This window comes from Enterococcus sp. LJL51 (genome assembly GCF_049894025.1).
Taxonomy (GTDB): domain Bacteria; phylum Bacillota; class Bacilli; order Lactobacillales; family Enterococcaceae; genus Enterococcus_L.
On sequence record NZ_JBNEQE010000007.1, the window covers coordinates 28682 to 45573 of the forward strand.

Here is a 16892-nt window from a genome sequence, read left to right on the forward strand (position 1 = left end):
TTTCTCTAATCTTACTGTCATTAACTTATGTTGAAAAAAGTAAAATCACACGAATTACTGTATAAAGCAAAAGAAATATTCAAAAAAAGCTACTGCCAACCCGGTAAAAATAATGATGGATTACTTAACAAAATTTCACTGGCATAAAAAGCCGTACTTACTCACTCTTGCTTCATTTTTATTTTTTGAATAGTATAGCATATAGCTTCTTTTTGTACATGTTTTCTTTCTCAAGTTATAAAAAAATACTGAGACAGTTTACAAAACCATCTCAGTTCTATTTCAGCTATGTTTAGAAGGCTGGCGTCAGCGTTTCGCCATGCTTCTGCTCCAGAAAATTACGTACTTCATCACTCGTCATTGCTTTTTTTAGTGCGCTGATTTTTTCTGAAGTCTGATTATCTTCACGAGCAACTAGACTAATTGCAAAACGCTCATCAATTGTTTGCTCCAAAAACAGTGCATCCGCCGGCGTTAAGCCAACCTTCGCAATATATGTCGGATAATTATAAACAAGAGCAACATCTTTTTCATTATAAGCTTCAGCCAGATTCAACAAATCCACAGACAGCCATTCAAGATTTTTAGGATTAGTCTCTACATCCTTAATAGTCCCTTCAAAGCCAACGCCCTCTTTCAATGTTATCAGCCCTTGATCAGCAAGAATTGCTAATGCCCGCCCCTCATTAGATATATCGCTAGGCAAAGCCACTTTTGCTCCATTCGGGATATCTTCAGTAGATTGATATTCTTTTGAGTAAAATCCCACTTTAGCATTATAGATTTTTTGAACCGCCACAAGATTTGCCTGCTTCTCGCTATTGAATTTTTCCATAAAGGGTTCATGTTGGGCAAAGTTTGCATCAATTTCCTTTTCCTTTAAAAGCTCATTGTACTGAATATTGTCATTCACTTGAACCAGTTCAAGCTCATAGCCCTCTTTTTTGAGTACATCGCCAGCTATCTCAACCACATCTGTCATTGGCGGCATATGAGAGGCTACTCGAATAGTTTTATCTACAGCAGCTTCATTATCGCTAGCTGTCGTTTTCTTCTGTCCGCAAGCAGCCGTCAGAAAAACTACTGTGCTTAACAGTAAAAATAATTGTATAGACTTTTTCACTTTATACTCCTCCTAATGTCTTTTATCTATTTTTTCAGCAACTCGATTCCCAATTATCTGAATCGAAGCAACAAAAAGAATCATTAAAATAATAGCTGTATACATCAATCCGTATTCATATCGCTGATAACCGTACCTTAATGCGAAATCGCCAATACCACCGCCACCGACAACACCCATCACAGTAGAATAGGAAACCATACTGACAATGACTGAAGTCAGCGTCAGCACAAGTCCAGACCTAGCTTCCACATATAGAAACTGCATAACCAACTGCCTTTTCCCGGCGCCTAACACCTGAGCCAACTCAGAGACTTCTTTTGGAACATCTAGCAAAACTTGCTCAACCAAGCGCGCATAAAGAGCGGCGGAAACAAAAGACAGCGGAAAAGCTGCCGCCCTCGTTCCAAACGCTGTTCCCAACACTCCTCTAGTTATCGGAATTAACGCAATAACCAGTAACAGGAATGGAAATGAGCGGATAATATCGATTAGACGGTTTAATACGACGGAAAGTAAACGAGTGGACGATGCTTGTTTTTTTCGAGACATAAACAGAAATGTTCCCATAGGCAAGCCAATTAAGAGTGCAGATAAAATGGAGTAAAGCAGCATCTCTCCAGTTTCTGCCAATGCTTTAGCCAGTTCTGGTCCATAGTAGCTCAGCTGATTGAAATACTCTGTCAACTTAATACCTCCTTGATTCGTTCATAGTAGGAGGCATACACTGGATTATCCGCTTTTTTGGCAAGAGTTACCGTTTCAAGCAACCGGCCTTTCTCAACAATAGCTGCTCGATTACACAATTGCTGAATTAACTCCAGCTCATGGCTAACCACTATAATAGTTGTTCCCAGCTCATGATTAATCTTTCTCAATAAAGTTCTAACTTCATAGGCGTGTTGTCCATCTAATGCTGATGTAGGTTCGTCACACAAGAGCAAGTTAGGCGCTGTCACTAAAGCTCTGGCAATAGCTGTCCGCTGCTTTTCCCCACCGCTTAATTGTTTTGGATAAACCTCTGCTTTAGAATCAATTTTTACAAAACGCAGAATCTCTTCAACCGCTTGGGAATTGTCCTTCCCAGCTAATTTAAGCGGTAACTCGACGTTTTCCCGAACTGTTCGGTTGTAAAGCAAGTTGAAGTGCTGAAAGACAACCCCTGTCTTACGCAGCCTATTTTTTCGGGCTGATGCTGTCAACTTCTCAAGATCCTCACCATCAACTTCCAATCGTCCACTATCTGGTACCTCCAGTGTACTCAAGAGCTTTAACAGGGTGGATTTACCAGAACCACTCTCACCGATTATGCCAAAAATTTCACCGCTTTCAATCTGCAGATTTATCTCCTGCAGCGCCAGTGTTTTCCCTCCGCGGTGTTCATATATTTTGCTTACGTTATCAAAAACAATCATCCAGTCTCTCCTTTTATCAGTCCAGCAGCAGTCGAATAAAGGTTTCCTTCGATATACCAGAGAAGTATTCCTCCATAGAAATATTCGCCAGCACCCTTTCAATGGACTTGTCATCGTAGTCGGCTCCTGTTAATAGAGCCTCTACATCTCTACTGTCTTTCTGACTAAAATAATCACCATAAATTCGTATGGATTTAATTTTTCCTTTATCGATAGACAACCGAATATCAAGCAGACCACTTGGAAACTTTTTTTCTTTTTGTAGAGAAAACTCTGGTGCTTCTCCATAAATCCATTGATCATTTCCATAAACTTTCTCAACTAGCTTATTGATTTCCTGATAATCAAAAGCTGTCAGCTCATATTTTCTATCCTGAATGTCTCCCAACTCTGCTGCAGAAAATAGCTGTAGAGTCAGTTGATCACGAAAAGCTTCTGTTGTGATTTTCTGGTATTTTTTATTTAGATAAGGCTTAATATTTGTCACATGACTTCTAACTGATTTTGTTCCTTTTGACTCTAGTTTTTTCTCCGACACCTGAAGAACTGTCTCCATTTCCTGCAGATTCACATCAAACATCAACGTACCATGCATGTACATCTTAGTCCCTTTTTTATACATAGCGTTACCTGAAAACTTTTTATCATCAATGAACAGATCATTTCTGCCATTCATTGCTGCTGTAGCTGCGCCCATCCTGTGAAGGGCGTCTATTATCGGTTGTGTAAAATGCTTAAAATCACCAAAATTATTGCCGGCCGCATTCATGATAAAGCTAAAGCTGACATTGCCTAAATCATCATAAACTGCACCGCCCCCAGACTGTCTACGTGTAACTGTGATATTTTTCTCTCTAGCGTAGGTTCGGTTTATCTCAGCGAAGGCATTCTGATTTCGTCCAATAATCACACAAGGGCTTTGTATATAAAAGAGTACTAAAGGTTCATCGAAAGACAATCTATTTAAAATATATTGTTCTGCTGCAAGATTTTCTCTTATATCTTTCGAATCTAAATGAATATAGTACATCAGAACCACACCCTTCCAATCTGTATTTATACATTTATTTAAAATAACAATTTGATAATAACACAAAAACAACTATTATCACACTATATATGCTTGAATAAAACAAACGTATTTTAATTAAACTCATTTTTATATAACAGAATAAAAAATATGATACAGCTGTTTTTCTGTATCATCATTTTCTCAATTAATCATAAAAAAGATTGGAGCAATCGTCAAAATGACGCTGCACCAATCTCTAAATCTCGAATAAAAGATAGTTCATATTCATTTTTTATAGCAAAATCCAACAGGTCAGTTCCACTTGTATGAAAGATTTTAGCGGAATAATCGGCATACGAAACTAAAACTGAATTTTGAAAAGTTCAATACTCAATTCTTAGACCAACCACCGCTTTCACTTAAGTAAAAATACACATCGGAAAGACCGCTTTCGTTTAGTGCTCAATCTTACGTAACTGAAAAAAAGTTAAGCATTCTGAAATTCCCATAAAAATAAGAATTCCGCCAAACAATTGAAAAAGAAATAAAACACTTCGGAACGGATTGAATATCAGCAGACCTCCGCCAATTATCAGCACAATCCCATAAAAAGACAGCAGACCCCAGTTAACAGTTGTATATTTTCTCAGATTGAAGGACTGAATTAAACGAGCACTCCCCACTGTTACAACCAGCAGACCTAGGAATATTGGTAAAATACTAACAATAGCTTTTGAAAACACTAAAACAATGCCCGCCAATACCAGCAGGAGAATTCCCAGAACAAAGCTGCTGTCGTAAATACCTTCTTTCTGCCTAACTCTAATTCCTTCTATCAAATCCAGCAGGCCCATAAATGCCAGGTAACCCGAAATTACATAAACCGTGATGTTAAATACGCCAGATGGGTTAACAACCACAGCTATTCCTAGAAGAACATAGATAATCCCTCTAAGCAGTGCATGCTTTTTCAAATGATAAATCAGTGTATCCATCTCCACCGCCTCCTATTTCTCTATTGTATAAACTTTTCTTATCGAAAACTACTATTTAGAATCATATCCCGCAACTTCTATCAAATTTCTCATTTTCTGCGTATTTATTTTCGATTAATCGACTTCAAAAAAACTGAACAAACCCGTGAAGCGAGATATTGGCTAAATTCCTTTTTCAATATCCGTTGTTATGATTGCCTTTATAACCATAAATAGCTAGTAATTTCTTTACTCCTAAAAAAGACGAGAGTGTGACATAACTCAATGAGTCATGTCACACTCTCGCCTATCTAATCTATTTGATAGCAATCATTTATTATTTAATTGATTAGTACCAGCCGTTAGCTAACCAGAAAGCTTGTGCCGCTTCCCATGAACCATAGCGTTGTGTTACGTATTGATCTGCTACGCGTTCTTGATTCGCTTCTGAATAATCCCCATTTAGGTATGAAGCATCTAATTGATATCTACCGATATATCTGCCGTTTGTTGCTGAGTAAGAACCGCTTGATTCTTTTTGTGCAATCCATTCTTTGGCAGATGAAGATGTACCAGTATAGCTAGATTCTGCTGCCGCAGGTGCTGCTTCAGTTACTGGAGCTGCCTGAACGGTTTCAGCTTGAACTGCTGGAGCTGCTTCAATCTTTTCTCCATCATCAGTTTTAATAATCAGTTGTTGACCAGTATAAATCATATTGATATTTTCAATGTTATTGTCTTCAGCAATTTTTTGGATTAAAGAGCTGTCGCCAAACACTTGCTGTGAAATTTTTGAAAGGCTGTCTCCTGTTTGAACAGTATATATAGTGTCTGCATGCACGTCTGTAGTTCCTGCAAAAATTCCAAATGTTGCTACCGCAATTGTTCCTAGTAGAATTGTTTTAATAGATTTCATTATCTATTCTCCTTCATAAAAAGTTTTCATCTCTCGTATGAGACTTTTCATACTTTATCATCCCAGCGTATTTCATAGGTAAAAGTATAGTGACAATTCATTACGAGTATTGATTTTTCGTAACACTCTGTAAAAAAAATCGATAAAGAACTTGATATAAAAGGATTTATTATTTAATTTATATTTATAAAAAACCGTCTTTTTTTATAAAAAAGGAAGAAAATTTGTATTTGTTTATTTTATTCTCATCGTTTTCTCCTTTTATTTCGGTCTTTTTTTCAAAAAAAGAGCTTTTTATATCAAAACTGTAATGTGAAAAATCAATGACTACACTGCTTTTATGACATTTTCAGATAATTTCTTTGATTATTTCATACAAAATATTCATATATTTCTTCATCTATTCTCTAAACAACTAAAAAAACACCGTCAGAAATCATTATCCTTCTGACGGTTCAGCCTCAAACAAAGATACTTTCATGCAGATTCTGTAAATATTCTATTTGAGAAATATACATTAACCCATAATGGTAATAAAAAAATAGGAAGTCGAGACAAACACTCAATACTCCAAGTTTCACTCCAGTTAGATATCTTCCAAGTAACTATTCTTTTGTTAATTGACGAATCGCCCCTTGTATTTCATGTAATACCTCTTCTTCTGTTTCAACTTGCAGAAGCTCAGTCAATATTTTCAACCATTTTTCCGGTTCACGATTGCCTAATTTACCAATCGTCCAGGCCGCAGTACCTCGAATCACTGGTCGAATATCTTGTGTACATTCTAAAATTTGTGGTAGTGCTTCTCTACCGCCCAAATTAGCTAGAGCAATCAGTGCATTCCGCTGCAGCGGCTTTTTCCCGCGCCATGATCCAGCGAGATGGCCAAATTGTTCTTTGAATTCCTTATTGGTCATGCTAAGCATCGGTTCCAGTTTTGGATAAACACTATCTATCTCCGGTTCCATTTCTTCATGAAAATGAAAATCTTTTCCTCTATTATAAGGACAGACTAATTGGCAAATGTCACAGCCGTAAATCACATTATGCATCTTCTTTCGATATTCTTCCGGCATCATACCTTTGGTTTGAGTCTGATAAGACAGACAGCGCGGTGCATTCATTCGTCCATCACCCAATAAAGCCTGCGTTGGACAAGCAGTCACACAGCGCGTACATTCGCCACAGCCAAAAGGAACAGGCTGATCCACTTCAAAAGAAATATTCGTTACAATCTCGCCCAAATAAACAAAAGAACCAAACTCTTCTGTAATCAGCAGACCATTCCTGCCAATAAAGCCCAACCCTGCACGCTGTGCCGCCGCAACATCAATCAGCTCCCCAGTGTCCACCTGAGGCTTAAAACGCCAGCTTTCTTTTTCCTCTATCGTTTCCGCCTGCTCACGAATAAAATCAATCAACCCATTTAAACGCTCACGTAAAATATCGTGATAATCCATTCCCCACGAAGCTCTAGCAAATTGTCCTCGTTTTTCATCTCGCGGAACCTTTCCCTTGGCCTTAGTCGGATAGGCTAGCGCAATCGCTATAATTGTCTGTGGATGCTCAAATGTTCGTTCCGGGTAAATCCGTTCTTCAATAATCGGATGTTCAAATCCTGATGTATAGCCTCGTTCCTTTTGCTCCTGTAAAGAAGCTTCTAAATGATCAAAAGGAGCTGCTGACGCAAAGCCAATCTTATCAATCCCAAGACGTTTACTCTCTTCAATGATTTTACTTTTCAAGTCAGTCATCCTATTTCGCCTCCGTTCGATTTTAACCAGCTAGAACTATATCCGCAGCTGCTTACGATTATTATAATACTCCTTGTAGGATAGATAGCCAGCAATAATTGCTCCAATACTCGTCGTGGAAAGAAGCATAAATGTAACCATTATCTGATACTTAATCGCATGAACGGGATCAACTCCGGCAAAAATCAGCCCTGACATCATTCCCGGCAGACTGACTAGCCCCACTGTTTTTGCAGAGTCCACCGTAGGCTGCATCGCCACCTTGATGCTTTCTCTTAGAATGTTTTTTGAAGCTAAAGAAACATCGGCTCCCAGAGAAAGCTTTTCCAAGACCTGCTGCCGCTGATTATAAAACAATGTATGCATATGCTTGTAGCAAAGACCAATTGCTATCATCGAATTGCTGGCAATCATTCCTGAAATCGGTACAAGCTGTGAAGGAATAATTTTTATTGCTCCTGCAAAAATCAATGTCCCAAGCGTAATCGAGGTGCTTAGAAAAATAGCTGCAAAGGAATACAGGAACGCATGCTGCAGCGAAGGATTACGCTGCTTTGTGTTCCAAGCAGCATTAAAAATAATTACCAGTACCATCACCAGTGTCAAAATGAGGATATCTGTTTGAAAAATATATTTCAATACATAGCCTACAACAATCAGCTGAACAACCGCACGGCAAACACTATAGATAATGTCTTTGCCCAGTCCCAGCTTCTGATTCAGACTAATCCCCAAAGCAATCCCCACAAGCAGCAAAGACCAGCCTAAAGACTGTCCAGTAACCGCTAAATCATTCATCCAGCTTCCCTCCTGTTATCTGTATAATTTTGGCTGATTGCGCCAGCTCTTCACTATCATGAGTTACCCGGATAATCGTTGCCCCCTGATGATGGACCTGCTGAATCAGCTGATTGACAATCTTTTTACTTTCCTCATCCAGCCCCACAGTAACTTCATCCAAAAGCAGCACTTCAGGTATAAATAAAATGTTGCGCAGCAACGCAATGCGCTGTCTTTCTCCTCCAGATAGCTCACTTATTTTTTTCTCCAGAAATGCTTCATCTAAATAAACCTGAGCCAGCTTTTCTCTAATTCTTTTCTGATTAACGGGCACTTCTCTTACCTCAAATGGAAATACAAGATTGTCATAAACTGTCTCTCCAAATAATACCGGCTGCTGGAATGCATAAGAAACCTCTCGTCGGTAAGCAACTGGATCGAGCTCAGACAAATCCGTACCCTTATAATAAATCTTTCCGTCTGATGGCGATAACAGTGAAGCAAGCAACTTCAAAAAGGTACTTTTCCCGCCCCCAGAAGGTCCTGTCAGTGTTAAAAAATCACCTGTCTCAACTGCTAAATCAACCCCTTTTATAATTGCTTCTTTCTCCGTCCGATAAACGACACTCTTTGCTAACAAAATATCTTTCGTCATCATCGCTGCTCCTTCCAACTACTTCTATTCAAGGGTACCTGATTCTGCTGATCATTTCAAAATAAAGATAAAAACTGCTTCAAAAACCAAATAAAATACTGGTTTTTGAAACAGCTTCATTATCCATTCACTTTATGGACGTTCATTTGTCCGCATCGACCGCTTCAGCATCCATTCTACAATCGGACCTGTAGTCAGCAGACAGACAAAGGTTGCAATGTGGAAACTTGTGCTTCCCAGCAATAAGCCACTTACTACAAGCACAGCATCAATTGCAATTCTAATTAGCTTCAAACTTCCTTTGGTTCGGCTTTCAATCATAAATGACAAACATTCTATTGCGGCGGCGCCCATCTGAGCAGATACATACAAGCCGATGCCCACAGCGTAGCAAATAGCTGCTACTAATCCCCAGAGGAGCGGTATGCCCATCTCCCAATCAGCTAAGAGACCAGAAAAGAAGTTGACCATCAGTCCTAAACAAACCCCATTTATAATTGTCCCTGCGCCGATTAACTCACGTTGCATAAAAAAAGCAATCACAATCATCAGGACGTTAAATGACATACTCAGATAACCAAACTCCCAAGGTATGTATTTTTGAATCCCCGTTAAAAAAACACTTAGTACATCTACACCATAGCCCGCTTTCAATAATACTGAGATGGATAGTGCAGTCAATGCCGTTCCAGCAAAGACAGACAGTATCCGATAGACGGGTTTTCTTTTAATCATATTTTTCCACATTCCTTATTTTTTTAAAGATTCTTTGGCCGCTGATAGCAATAACCTAATAAAAAGAAGTTTGCAGCTATAAATCAGTATTTTTTACCTTTATTCAACAGCGCCTCTTTCCATAATAGTGTTTCTTCTAATTCTTGTCAACTTTCTTGGTAGCGCTTTCTTTTTTATGGTGTAATAATTTAGTCATTTCAAAGTGACTAACTTGAAAAAGAACGGCACTTTAGCATTTACTCTTTAATCTACTATTTTTAGTAAGCAGTCATGTAAATAATAGCCGCAGCTGTCAGCCAGTTCTTCACAAACATTCTGAACTATTGACATTTTTTATTAGATATCGTAGACTAGTTACTACTTGAATGACAACTGAATAGTACCTCAAATCGAGGTAGAGGTCGCGGTTTTTATTAATCTTGTGGAGTGTGAAAGGACACGTTGAAGCAAGCCTAGGAACAACCGCCGAAATGTACAGCAGCCTTCTCTGTTGTATGTTGGGACACTATGCGAACAGCTGGTGGACTGTCTTGGCAGTAATGCCAAGTTGCGCTATGTTCTGTTGAGGAGACGACTGTTATCAACAACCAACATGCGTATGGTTGTTTTTTTGTATTTATAGTAAAGAAAGGAAGAATTAGTATTATGAATAAAAAAAGTATTTCCTTTGGTTTTCTGTTTACACTTTTATTAGGTCTGTTCTTCACGCCGCTGACTGTCAAAGCAGAAAGCAGTACAGCAAATGGTGAGTTCAGAGTCGGAATGGAAGCCGGCTACGCTCCTTTCAATTGGACGCAGACAACAGATGCCAACGGTGCTGTAGCAATTCCTAGCGACCACTCCTACGCAGGAGGCTATGATGTCCAGATTGCTAAGAAAGTAGCTGAAGGACTGAACAAACGACTAGTGATTGTCAAAACAAAATGGGACGGTCTGGCTCCAGCACTACAATCTGGAAAAATTGATGCTGTAATCGCCGGCATGTCGCCAACACCAGAACGTAAAAAGGAAATCGATTTTTCTGATCCTTACTATGAATCTAATCTTGTTATCGTTACTCGTAAAGACAGCAAGTATGCAAATGCAAAAAGTCTAGCTGATTTCAGTGGTGCTAAGGTTACTGCTCAGCTGAATACCTTCCATTATACTGTCATTGATCAAATTCCTGATGTCCAGAAGCAGCAGGCACAAGCGGACTTTGGTGCTATGCGGACAGCCTTAGCTTCTGGTGTCATTGACGGCTATGTTAGTGAACGGCCGGAAGGCGTTACTGCTGAAAGTGTGAATCCGGATATCAAGATGGTGGAATTTTCAGAAGGAAATGGGTTTAATACTGACCCTGCTGATACTACAATCGCTATCGGACTTCGTAAAGGAGATCCTAATCGTGAAAAAATCAATGCTATTTTAGCAGATATTTCTCCTGAGGAACGAACAAAGATTATGGATGATGCCATCGTAGACCAGCCGGCTGCTGAAGGCTCAACGGATGAAGAACAAACTAAGCCTGGTCTGATTAGTGATTTTAAAAATATTATTAGTCAATATGGTACGCTTTTCCTGCGCGGTACTGGAACAACATTGCTGTTGGCTTCTATCGGTACAATTGTTGGTACGCTAATCGGTCTTTTGATAGGCGTTATCCGGACAATCCCTACAGCTGAGAAGAAGGGCAAACGTGCATTCCAGAAAATCTTTAACTGGCTCTTATCCGCATATATTGAAATTTTCAGAAGTACGCCGATGATGGTTCAGGCAATGGTTATCTACTATGGGATTGCTTTGGCTTTCGGTATTGATTTAAATCGTACTGTTGCCGCTTTGTTTATTGTCTCAATTAATACAGGTGCTTATATGTCTGAAATTGTCCGCGGCGGGATTTTCTCCGTTGATAAAGGGCAGTTTGAAGCAGCGCAGGCCATTGGTATGACTCATGGACAAACGATGACAAAGATTGTTTTACCACAGGTTATTAGGAATATTATGCCGGCAACGGGGAACGAATTTGTAATCAACATTAAAGATACTTCTGTTCTGAGTGTTATTTCTGTTTCTGATCTGTTCTTCCAGGCTAATTCTGCGGCTGGAACAAACTATCAGTTCTTCCAAACCTTCTCCATCGTCTGTGTGATTTACTTTGTTTTAACTTTTACAGTAACACGGATTTTACGCTGGTTGGAAAACCGCATCGACGGACCTTCAGCATACATTCCTGTTGAAGAAGCAGAACAATCTGTAGCAATAGGCGAAGATAAATAAGGAGGCCCTATGATGAATGCAATTATTGAAGTTGAACATTTAAAGAAGAACTTTGGTGAAAATGAAGTCTTAAAAGATATCAACCTAACTGTAGAAAAAGGCGAAGTTGTGACGATTATCGGGTCCTCCGGCTCTGGAAAATCAACAATGCTCCGCTGCATTAATTTACTGGAAAAACCAACAGACGGTAAAATTATTTATAAAGGAGAAAATGTTTTAGCTCCTGGCTATGATTTGCCAAAATACAGAACCCATCTAGGGATGGTTTTCCAACAGTTTAATTTGTTTAACAACTTAAACGTTTTAGATAACTGTACAACTGGTCAGCTTACTGTTTTAAAACGCAACAAAAGCGAAGCTGAAGCAATCGCTATGGAAAACCTGGAAAAGGTTGGCATGGCACGCTTTGTAACAGCTAAACCAGCTCAGCTTTCCGGAGGTCAGAAACAGCGGGTAGCCATTGCCCGGGCACTATCCATGAATCCTGATGTTCTTTTATTTGATGAACCAACCTCTGCGCTTGACCCTGAAATGGTAGGAGAAGTGCTAAAAACGATGAAGAATTTGGCCCATACTGGGCTGACAATGATGATCGTTACGCATGAAATGGAGTTTGCGCGAGAAGTATCAGACCGCGTCATTTTCATGGATAAAGGCGTTATCGCAGAGGAAGGAAGCGCAGAAGATATTTTTGTCCATCCGAAAGAAGTGCGGACAAAAGAATTCCTGCAGCGTATTCTATCAAAAGAATGAATATAAACAAAATGCAAGAGGCTGCTCACGGGAGAGTAGTCTCTTGCATTTTATTTATAGCTGCCGCTGTTTGTTCGACTGCTCTATCCAGCATATCCTGATATTTCTCGTCTGTTTCAAGATACAGGAGCTGGTATTGTTTACACTTTCGTTTAGTCTCTGCATGCTCAGCGATGATTTCCTGAACGGGGCGGTCTTCAGCAAATTTTCGCCGTTCAATTGTCGACCGATAAGCAAGTATTCCATCTTCAAAATGGTTCCTAATGTACCCTTCTGAGAACCCTAGATAGACAGGCACGATTTCGCGATGAGCAGCTGCCAGCTCATGTACCTTGTCCTGAGGTAAATAGCAGCCTTCAATAATCAAATGCTGTTCATTTTCAATCGCTACTTCAATGATTTTTTTTAATACTGGCCAAAGCTTTTCATTGATTATTTCATCTGAGCTGAACGGTGTAAACCCACATTCTGGGTAGCCGCCAATTAAGCCCATTTTTAAATGATCAATGGATAAATAAGGAATGTGGTAAATCTCTAGTAATTTTTGCGCCAGTACTGTTTTTCCGCTGCAGCTGGCTCCGCCAATCAAAATAATCACTTGATGCCCGCCTTTCCTAATAAAGTCTAATGCTCAGTTTTTTTATACTCTCTTACAGCTATACCTTTATAAGTATCAATAAAAGCTTTCATCTCAGAGAATGATTCTGTAATTAAAATATTTTCCCGGTCTGCTGGAGAGAGGAAGCCTTCGGTCACCATATGATTAAAAAAGCTACCCAGCAAATCATAATAGCCCTGACTATTCCATAAGATACATGGATTTCCATGTTCTCCAACACGTGCCCATGATATAACCTCAGAAATTTCTTCCAGAGTTCCTGGACCACCCGGCAATGCAATGTAGCAGTCTGCCAAATCCATCATCTTCTTTTTCCGTTCATGCATGTTGCTGACAGTGATTAACTCTGATAAAGCAGGATGAGCAATTTCCCGTTCGATCAGGAAGTTGGGCATTACGCCGATTACTTCGCCACCCTTCGCTAAAACTGTATCAGCGATACGTTTCATTAATCCCACATTGCCTCCGCCATAAACTAATCCATAGCCCTTATCCACCAGCCAGTTGCCTAATTCAATGGCTTGTTGTTTATATACTAGACTATTTCCTTCACTTGCACCGCAATATACTGCTGCTCTTTTCATTTGCCAGCCGCCCTTCTTACTAATCCTAGCTTGTCAATCATTAACATTATCAATAAGGTACTTCCTTTCACTTTATTGATAAGAAATATCATTAAAGGTATCTACTGTATAGTGTTTTCCCTCTTTATGAAGGATGGTTAAGCTAGTGTTCTCCAAAGGGCCATTTTTGCGCCAGTTTCTTTTTTCCTGACCACTTAGATAATTAATCAGAACAATCAGCAATACGCCATGAGCAACAACCAGAACCTTGCCTTCCGGATGTCGCTCCTCTAGTTCACTGATTACAGCTGAGCCGCGGGCGACCAATTCATCATAAGTCTCCCCTCCAAAACCTGATGGGTCATATAAATCCGGACGTTCCCGCAGATATTTAGTTTGCTGATTCATAAAGTCAACCTTCATTGCCTCTTTTTCACCAAAGCCTATCTCTCTTAATCCATCATGATATTGCAACGTCATACCGTTCAGATGATGGTTCTCAGTCAGTATATAGTTTGCCGTATCCATGGCCCGTTTCTGCGTACTGACAACTACTTGGTCAAAAGCAATTCCCGCCAAGTGTTTTCCTAGCTTGCCTGCTTGTTCAATACCTTCTTGAAGCAACGGCGAGTCTGCCCCGCTTCCCTGAAAACTATCAGCTATGTTTAACTCAGTTTTTCCATGTCTCACGAAATAAAATGTTGTCATCTACTGTCTCTCCCTTTTCCTTCTACTGTCTTAGATTATAGCAGTTCTCCAGATTTCTGTCCTAATCATTTTCACTCTGCGGTCTTAAATCAAATATGATATGATAGGTTGGAGAAAAAACGGAGGTGGTCATTTGGATATACAAGAGTATCAAAAATGGATAAGCAGTTTTTACAAAGAACGCGGCTGGTACGAGCTGAATCCGTTCATTCGGGTCAGTTTTTTATCAGAAGAAACGGGCGAAGTGGCACAAGCTGTTCGAGCGCTGGAAATTGGACGCGACCGTCCCGATGAGATAGAAAAAGAACCTGAAGCCCTTAAACAGCAATTAACAGAGGAACTGGGAGATGTTCTAGATAATATCTTTATCCTGGCCGACAAATACGATATCCGCTTAACAGATATTTTAAGTACCCATCAGGAAAAATTGATAAAAAGATTTCATTCTGATTTATAAAGGAGGACTGACAATGGCAAAAACAATACAGATACGAAAGGCGCAGGATGATGATTACTCTGAATTGATGCTAATTGAAAATCAAATTTGGACAAATGAAAACTCACCTATCCTACATCATTACAATGATGTAGAGGAATATGCAGCTAAACAAAAGGACGAGCTGATTTTTGTTGCTGTTCAGGAGGAACAGCTAATTGGATTTGTCAACGTTCATCAGCCAACTCATCTGCCTTCACATAAACACCAGTGGATGATTGGCATTGGTGTCCATCCCGATTATCAGTCATCCGGAGCTGGACGAAAGCTGCTGGATTATTTAAAAATGACTGCTCCTTCCTACGGAATTCACAAACTTTCCTTACGGGTAATGGGAACCAACAACCGGGCCATTAACTTCTACAAGCGCAACGGCTTTGTTGAAGAGGGACACTTGCGTGATGAATTCTATATCAACGATGCCTATTGCGATGATTATCTCTTTGCTTATTTTCTACAAAAAACAGAAAAATAATTTAGACTCTGCTAAAGCCCGAAGATACACAACTAATTAGCGCACTATTCTGAGGTAAAAGGGTGACTGCGCGTTTCCAATTATCTCACCCCTGTTTGTGCAAAACGAATAAAGTTAATGAAAAAATGATTTAATTTTGTCTTTTCTGCTTGCCTGCACTTCTTAACTCTGCTATTTTAATGAAGGTGTTGCTTTTTATACACAATATAAAATAACCGATACTTAAAAAAATCTGATTTATTACCATTAAAAAGCTTTCAACGTGTAAAATAGAAAAGGAGTGCAGATATTGAATAAAAAACTTTCCTGGCGGGATTACCTCTTTGTAGGGTCCATGCTGTTCGGTTTGTTCTTCGGAGCAGGCAATTTAATTTTTCCAGTTCATTTAGGGCAAGAGGCTGGAGCAGCTGTCTTTTCGGCAAATCTTGGTTTCCTACTTACTGGTATTGGTCTTCCCTTTTTAGGTGTGATTGCTATCGGAATCTCTAAAAGCAACGGCTTGTTCGATTTGGCCAATCGCGTGAATCGATCGTATGCCATTATTTTTACTTCATTATTATATTTAACGATTGGTCCATTTTTTGCTTTGCCTAGATTGGCAACAACCTCTTTTGAAATTGGACTTGCTCCTTTCGTTGAGCTGAAACAGCAACCTCTTTTTCTAGCTTTATTTTCTATTTTATTCTTTTTTACAGCCTGGTTTTTATCTAGAAAGCCATCTATGATTCTTGATTATGTTGGAAAATTTTTAAATCCAATTTTTCTAGTTTTGTTAGGTGTGCTGCTTCTACTAGCCTTTTTAAAGCCATTGGGGGTTGTATCTTCTGCACCGATTGGGGAAGCTTACAGTCAATACGCTTTCTTTAAAGGCTTTACTGAAGGTTATAACACATTGGATGCTCTTGCGTCTTTGGCTTTTGGCATCATCATCGTGACAACAATTCGCGGAATGGGCGTTACAGAACCGAACGCTGTTGCAAAGGACACTGTAAAATCCGGTGCTGTTAGTATTTTATTAATGGGTATTATCTATACCTTGTTGGCCTACATGGGTGCAATGAGTATCGGTACCTTTAAACTTAGTGAAAATGGCGGGATTGCCCTTGCTCAAATTGCCAATCATTATTTAGGCAGCTGGGGCTCGCTGCTGTTGACCTTAATTATTATTGTTGCCTGCTTAAAAACAGCTATTGGTCTGATTACGGCTTTTGCGGAAACCTTTTCTGAGCTGTTTCCTAAAGGAAAATATCCTATGTATATAGCTGTTGCCAGCATCCTGCCTTGTTTATTTGCTAATGTTGGGCTGACCAATATCATTCAATTTTCAATTCCAGTATTGATGTTCCTGTATCCTCTGGCAATCACGCTAATGCTGCTGGTGATTCTAAGTCCGCTATTTAAGCATCGTACAGAGGTTTATCGTATGACAACCTATTTCACCCTATTTGCTGCTTTTTTAGATGCACTAAACAGTGCCCCGGCTTTTATTAAAGAGAATTCCATCATTACTACAATTATTCAACTATCTGAAGCATATTTGCCTTTCTTTACAATTGGCATGGGCTGGATTGTTCCCGCTGTAACAGGCTTTCTATTAGGAATTTTATGGAGCGCGGTCAGTTCAAAAAATGAAAACCACTTAAATAAATAAACTA

At 39.4% G+C, this 16892-nt stretch carries 18 protein-coding genes and 1 riboswitch; of the genes, 5 read left to right on the forward strand and 13 right to left on the reverse strand.

Translation table 11 applies throughout. The features are described from left to right. Positions 1 to 292 precede the first annotated feature (292 nt). The 10 genes from ACPWSO_RS08635 to ACPWSO_RS08680 all read right to left on the reverse strand — a co-directional run bounded on the left by ACPWSO_RS08635 (position 293) and on the right by ACPWSO_RS08680 (position 9364). The gene (locus tag ACPWSO_RS08635) at positions 293 to 1123 is read right to left on the reverse strand and encodes a MetQ/NlpA family ABC transporter substrate-binding protein (protein WP_426082533.1); all 831 of its coding nucleotides are present in this window, start codon (positions 1121 to 1123) and stop codon (positions 293 to 295) included. Between the two features lie 12 nt (positions 1124 to 1135). Then, entirely contained in the window at positions 1136 to 1810 is a 675-nt protein-coding gene (locus ACPWSO_RS08640; protein WP_426082535.1) for a methionine ABC transporter permease, read from the reverse strand. Next, positions 1807 to 2538 carry an ATP-binding cassette domain-containing protein gene (locus ACPWSO_RS08645; protein ID WP_426082536.1) on the reverse strand — a complete coding sequence of 244 codons (732 nt, stop codon included), beginning with the start codon at positions 2536 to 2538 and terminating at the stop codon, positions 1807 to 1809. Before ACPWSO_RS08645 ends, ACPWSO_RS08640 begins: the two co-directional genes overlap by 4 nt. A gap of 16 nt (positions 2539 to 2554) precedes the next feature. After that, complete coding sequence (locus ACPWSO_RS08650) at positions 2555 to 3568, reverse strand: lipoate--protein ligase (RefSeq protein WP_426082537.1); 1014 nt, start codon at positions 3566 to 3568, stop codon at positions 2555 to 2557. Positions 3569 to 4005: 437 nt separating this feature from the next. Then, positions 4006 to 4545, reverse strand: coding sequence for an HdeD family acid-resistance protein (locus ACPWSO_RS08655; RefSeq protein ID WP_426082538.1), 540 nt, complete (start codon positions 4543 to 4545; stop codon positions 4006 to 4008). Between the two features lie 328 nt (positions 4546 to 4873). Beyond that, positions 4874 to 5440 carry a LysM peptidoglycan-binding domain-containing protein gene (locus tag ACPWSO_RS08660; protein WP_426082539.1) on the reverse strand — a complete coding sequence of 189 codons (567 nt, stop codon included), beginning with the start codon at positions 5438 to 5440 and terminating at the stop codon, positions 4874 to 4876. Positions 5441 to 6045: 605 nt separating this feature from the next. Beyond that, a complete protein-coding gene (gene queG, locus ACPWSO_RS08665; RefSeq protein ID WP_426082540.1) occupies positions 6046 to 7194 on the reverse strand; it encodes a tRNA epoxyqueuosine(34) reductase QueG in 1149 nt (382 codons plus the stop codon). Positions 7195 to 7230: 36 nt separating this feature from the next. Then, positions 7231 to 7992, reverse strand: coding sequence for an ABC transporter permease (locus ACPWSO_RS08670; RefSeq protein ID WP_426082541.1), 762 nt, complete (start codon positions 7990 to 7992; stop codon positions 7231 to 7233). Then, positions 7985 to 8629: an ABC transporter ATP-binding protein gene (locus tag ACPWSO_RS08675; RefSeq protein WP_426082542.1), complete on the reverse strand. Its 645-nt coding sequence runs from the start codon at positions 8627 to 8629 to the stop codon at positions 7985 to 7987. Before ACPWSO_RS08675 ends, ACPWSO_RS08670 begins: the two co-directional genes overlap by 8 nt. 132 nt (positions 8630 to 8761) lie before the next feature. Beyond that, entirely contained in the window at positions 8762 to 9364 is a 603-nt protein-coding gene (locus tag ACPWSO_RS08680) for a YczE/YyaS/YitT family protein (RefSeq protein ID WP_426082543.1), read from the reverse strand. Positions 9365 to 9751: 387 nt separating this feature from the next. Continuing rightward, positions 9752 to 9927, forward strand: a riboswitch (Lysine riboswitch). Between the two features lie 82 nt (positions 9928 to 10009). Here ACPWSO_RS08680 and ACPWSO_RS08685 point away from each other — a divergent pair. Both ACPWSO_RS08685 and ACPWSO_RS08690 read left to right on the forward strand, forming a co-directional pair. Continuing rightward, positions 10010 to 11623, forward strand: coding sequence for an ABC transporter permease subunit (locus ACPWSO_RS08685; protein ID WP_426082544.1), 1614 nt, complete (start codon positions 10010 to 10012; stop codon positions 11621 to 11623). Between the two features lie 12 nt (positions 11624 to 11635). Beyond that, positions 11636 to 12376, forward strand: coding sequence for an amino acid ABC transporter ATP-binding protein (locus tag ACPWSO_RS08690; protein ID WP_426082545.1), 741 nt, complete (start codon positions 11636 to 11638; stop codon positions 12374 to 12376). 25 nt (positions 12377 to 12401) lie between these two features. Here the strand turns inward: ACPWSO_RS08690 and ACPWSO_RS08695 are convergent, their stop codons facing one another. The 3 genes from ACPWSO_RS08695 to ACPWSO_RS08705 all read right to left on the reverse strand — a co-directional run bounded on the left by ACPWSO_RS08695 (position 12402) and on the right by ACPWSO_RS08705 (position 14266). Continuing rightward, a complete protein-coding gene (locus tag ACPWSO_RS08695) occupies positions 12402 to 12974 on the reverse strand; it encodes an adenylate kinase (RefSeq protein WP_426082547.1) in 573 nt (190 codons plus the stop codon). Positions 12975 to 13000: 26 nt separating this feature from the next. Further along, positions 13001 to 13579 carry a TIGR00730 family Rossman fold protein gene (locus ACPWSO_RS08700; protein WP_426082548.1) on the reverse strand — a complete coding sequence of 193 codons (579 nt, stop codon included), beginning with the start codon at positions 13577 to 13579 and terminating at the stop codon, positions 13001 to 13003. A gap of 72 nt (positions 13580 to 13651) precedes the next feature. After that, positions 13652 to 14266 (reverse strand): histidine phosphatase family protein, encoded by a 615-nt coding sequence (locus tag ACPWSO_RS08705; RefSeq protein ID WP_426082549.1) that lies wholly within the window; start codon positions 14264 to 14266, stop codon positions 13652 to 13654. Between the two features lie 133 nt (positions 14267 to 14399). Between ACPWSO_RS08705 and ACPWSO_RS08710 the strand changes: the two genes are divergently transcribed. From ACPWSO_RS08710 to brnQ, 3 genes are all read left to right on the forward strand, one after another. Continuing rightward, entirely contained in the window at positions 14400 to 14723 is a 324-nt protein-coding gene (locus ACPWSO_RS08710) for a MazG nucleotide pyrophosphohydrolase domain-containing protein (protein WP_426082551.1), read from the forward strand. 13 nt (positions 14724 to 14736) lie between these two features. After that, entirely contained in the window at positions 14737 to 15237 is a 501-nt protein-coding gene (locus ACPWSO_RS08715; protein ID WP_426082552.1) for a GNAT family N-acetyltransferase, read from the forward strand. A gap of 289 nt (positions 15238 to 15526) precedes the next feature. Next, a complete protein-coding gene (gene brnQ / locus ACPWSO_RS08720) occupies positions 15527 to 16888 on the forward strand; it encodes a branched-chain amino acid transport system II carrier protein (protein WP_426082553.1) in 1362 nt (453 codons plus the stop codon). Positions 16889 to 16892: the final 4 nt, after the last annotated feature.

What these genes read in the sequence shown, in the direction of transcription:
- ACPWSO_RS08645 (WP_426082536.1), bottom strand. Translation starts at nt 2,538, where the DNA reads ATGATTGTTTTTGATAACGTAAGCAAAATATATGAACACCGCGGAGGG.
- ACPWSO_RS08650 (WP_426082537.1), bottom strand. Translation starts at nt 3,568, where the DNA reads ATGTACTATATTCATTTAGATTCGAAAGATATAAGAGAAAATCTTGCA.
- ACPWSO_RS08655 (WP_426082538.1), bottom strand. Translation starts at nt 4,545, where the DNA reads ATGGATACACTGATTTATCATTTGAAAAAGCATGCACTGCTTAGAGGG.
- ACPWSO_RS08660 (WP_426082539.1), bottom strand. Translation starts at nt 5,440, where the DNA reads ATGAAATCTATTAAAACAATTCTACTAGGAACAATTGCGGTAGCAACA.
- queG (WP_426082540.1), bottom strand. Translation starts at nt 7,194, where the DNA reads ATGACTGACTTGAAAAGTAAAATCATTGAAGAGAGTAAACGTCTTGGG.
- ACPWSO_RS08670 (WP_426082541.1), bottom strand. Translation starts at nt 7,992, where the DNA reads ATGAATGATTTAGCGGTTACTGGACAGTCTTTAGGCTGGTCTTTGCTG.
- ACPWSO_RS08675 (WP_426082542.1), bottom strand. Translation starts at nt 8,629, where the DNA reads ATGACGAAAGATATTTTGTTAGCAAAGAGTGTCGTTTATCGGACGGAG.
- ACPWSO_RS08680 (WP_426082543.1), bottom strand. Translation starts at nt 9,364, where the DNA reads ATGATTAAAAGAAAACCCGTCTATCGGATACTGTCTGTCTTTGCTGGA.
- ACPWSO_RS08685 (WP_426082544.1), top strand. Translation starts at nt 10,010, where the DNA reads ATGAATAAAAAAAGTATTTCCTTTGGTTTTCTGTTTACACTTTTATTA.
- ACPWSO_RS08690 (WP_426082545.1), top strand. Translation starts at nt 11,636, where the DNA reads ATGAATGCAATTATTGAAGTTGAACATTTAAAGAAGAACTTTGGTGAA.
- ACPWSO_RS08700 (WP_426082548.1), bottom strand. Translation starts at nt 13,579, where the DNA reads ATGAAAAGAGCAGCAGTATATTGCGGTGCAAGTGAAGGAAATAGTCTA.
- ACPWSO_RS08705 (WP_426082549.1), bottom strand. Translation starts at nt 14,266, where the DNA reads ATGACAACATTTTATTTCGTGAGACATGGAAAAACTGAGTTAAACATA.
- ACPWSO_RS08715 (WP_426082552.1), top strand. Translation starts at nt 14,737, where the DNA reads ATGGCAAAAACAATACAGATACGAAAGGCGCAGGATGATGATTACTCT.